Origin of the sequence: Methylobacterium nigriterrae, from assembly GCF_037106235.1 — a bacterium.
Lineage (GTDB): Bacteria > Pseudomonadota > Alphaproteobacteria > Rhizobiales > Beijerinckiaceae > Methylobacterium > Methylobacterium nigriterrae.
The window spans coordinates 1-2,380 of the sequence record NZ_JBAWTG010000297.1; the positions used below are offsets into that span (position 1 = coordinate 1).

Annotated in this window: 4 protein-coding genes; 1 reads left to right on the forward strand and 3 read right to left on the reverse strand. The window is 65.9% G+C overall.

What is annotated here, in order from left to right; all coding sequences use genetic code 11:
• Nucleotides 1–987, reverse strand: a 987-nt coding sequence (locus tag WDW90_RS36385; RefSeq protein ID WP_336492605.1) for a sulfate/molybdate ABC transporter ATP-binding protein, incomplete at its 3' end; no start/stop codon positions are given.
• 7 nt (nucleotides 988–994) lie between these two features.
• Here WDW90_RS36385 and WDW90_RS41075 point away from each other — a divergent pair.
• On the forward strand, nucleotides 995–1,159 hold the full coding sequence (locus WDW90_RS41075) for a hypothetical protein (protein ID WP_431311200.1): 165 nt from the start codon (nucleotides 995–997) through the stop codon (nucleotides 1,157–1,159).
• A gap of 326 nt (nucleotides 1,160–1,485) precedes the next feature.
• Here WDW90_RS41075 and WDW90_RS36395 read toward each other — a convergent pair whose 3' ends face one another.
• Both WDW90_RS36395 and WDW90_RS36400 read right to left on the reverse strand, forming a co-directional pair.
• Complete coding sequence (locus WDW90_RS36395; RefSeq protein ID WP_336492606.1) at nucleotides 1,486–1,716, reverse strand: hypothetical protein; 231 nt, start codon at nucleotides 1,714–1,716, stop codon at nucleotides 1,486–1,488.
• 33 nt (nucleotides 1,717–1,749) lie between these two features.
• The gene (locus WDW90_RS36400; RefSeq protein ID WP_336492607.1) at nucleotides 1,750–2,217 is read right to left on the reverse strand and encodes a hypothetical protein; all 468 of its coding nucleotides are present in this window, start codon (nucleotides 2,215–2,217) and stop codon (nucleotides 1,750–1,752) included.
• Nucleotides 2,218–2,380 lie beyond the last annotated feature (163 nt).

The window sequence follows — 2,380 nt, forward strand, 5'->3', positions numbered from 1 at the left end:
GCCCTCGGCGAACACGTAGCCCCCGTTGATCCTGAGGCCGACGCTGCGGCCGGAGGCGTAGCGCTCGCCGTCGAAATCCTCGACGACCAGAACCCGGCCATCCGGCCGCTCCACGTCGATGCGCTGGCGCCCCTGGCTGCGGTGCGAGGCCCGTACGGTGCCGCCGAGATGCGACTCGGCCGGATCCGCGAATTGCAGCTGCCAGGGCCGCACGTAGAGCCTGACCGGGCCGACGGTGCCGCGGGGGGCGGCGACGGGGGTCGGCTTGCCGTCGACCAGGACGCGCCCCCCCTCCGCGAGGGCCTCGAGCTCGATGGCGTCGCCCAGGAACTTCAGCACCGTGGCGGAGGCGGGATTGTCCTGCACCTCGTCCGGCGTGCCGACCTGCTCCAGCCGGCCCCGGTCGAGGACGGCGACGCGGTCGGACAGCTCCAGCGCCTCGTCCTGGTCGTGGGTCACGAAGATCGTGGTCTGGCCGGTGCGGTCGTGGATCTCGCGCAGCCAGCGGCGCAGGTCCTTGCGGACCTGGGCGTCGAGCGCCCCGAAGGGCTCGTCGAGGAGGAGCACGCGGGGCTCGACCGCGAGCGCGCGGGCGAGCGCGATGCGCTGGCGCTGGCCGCCGGAGAGCTGCGATGGGTAGCGGTCGGCGAACCCCGAGAGCCTGATCAGGTCGAGGAGGTCGCCGACCCGGCGGCGGATCTCGGTCCGGCTCGGGCGCTCCGACCGCTTCCGGGCGTTGAGGCCGTAGGCGATGTTGTCTGCCACGCTCATGTGCTTGAACAGGGCGTAGTGCTGGAACACGAAGCCTACCGCCCGCTGCTGCACGGGCAGGCCCGTGGCGTCGCCGCCCCCGAACAGCACGCGGCCGCGATCGGGGAAGTCGAGCCCCGCGATGATGCGCAGGAGCGTCGTCTTGCCCGAGCCCGAGGGGCCGAGCAGGCCGAGAAGCTCGCCCGCCCGAACCTCGAGATGGAAGTCGTGCAGCACGGCGGCCGTGTCGAAGGTCTTCGACAGGCCCTCGACCCGGATCGCCGTGGAGCCCGTCGTGCTAGTGCCGGGCTCCGGCCGCGAGGTCGCCGGCGTAGCGCCACTCGAGGAGCGACTTGACGAGGAGAGTGACGAGCGCAAGGCCGGCGAGGCCAACCAGCGCCGCAAATAATCAGCGGATCGGGGATTCCTCATCGATGCTCGACGGCTTCACCTGCGTCTGCAACGTCGACGCATGGCGGCAGAGAAGCTGCTTGCCTGTTCCAGCCTAAACTGATCTGCCGGGCTGAGGCGCCGCCATCCTCGTCCCATCGCGCGATCTCGTCAGCGGCAGGGGGTTCGCCCAAGATCAGCCTGCTGGATCGTTCTGGCTCGCGACCCTCAAGCAGGCCACAGTGCTTCTCAGTAGCGTGGCGCAACGGTGACTTCGGATCCGAAGTTGAATTGAGAATGCCCATGGCCCTCGTCCTGCCCCAGCGTGCGTCGAAAAAAATGACTCTAGAAGATCTTACCGGCCATCCAGACACTCACGTCGGCTTGTGCCTGCGGGAGAGGCAGGCTGGAACGCCCCGAGATCTTCGCGCGGAGCTGAGTCTCGCGCTTGACTTCGGTCAGGGCTGAATTGTTGAGCGTCGGCCGTTTCCGCAGGACATCCACCCGGCACCCGATCAATCGAGCTAGATAGTTCTCGCTCTCGCCACCGGCAACTCCGAACATGCTATCCTCCATCAATCCTCCTTGAACATCCTGCCATATTCGCGTTCAAGCTCTCTGAAATTCAGCTTCGTCTGTAGTTCCGCGTGTTAGCCGCTGCCGAGCCGCGATCTCGCGCCTGCGCATGATCTCAAGATCCTGACGGAGCTGATGGTTCTCATGGTTCTTGCGATTCAATTCCGACTCAAGCGCCGACACGAAGCTCGTCCAGGTGGGTTGAAGCTCGCGCGTCATGGTGACATTCAGCTTGGCCCAGAGCAGGAAGAACTCGCCGGTCGACCGTGAAGTCACGCGGCTTGGATCCTCGCAGAGCTGCCCCTCGCCGACCACGCGATGATAGGCCTGCTCGGCGCCGTGGATCTCATACTCGGGTTCGTGGTTTCCCGCCTGAAGCAGAGCTGTGATCTCATAGCCGCCGATCCAGGCCGGATCAGTGATGTCTGGCCAATAGTGCCCGCGCGCGCCGCGCTCGGCATATCTGACATGTTGGCCGAGGGTGTATCGATGCTCACGCATGATGGCCTCCCTTCAAGAAAGTTCGGCGTACGCCATTCCACATCCAGGCAAGATCTGTGAGTTTACCAGCGCAGATCGAACCCAGTGATGAAGTACATTGAGGCGGGCCCGATAAGCGCGACCGCAACGAAGGTTTGATTGAGCCCGTCGCCCGTCAAAGCCG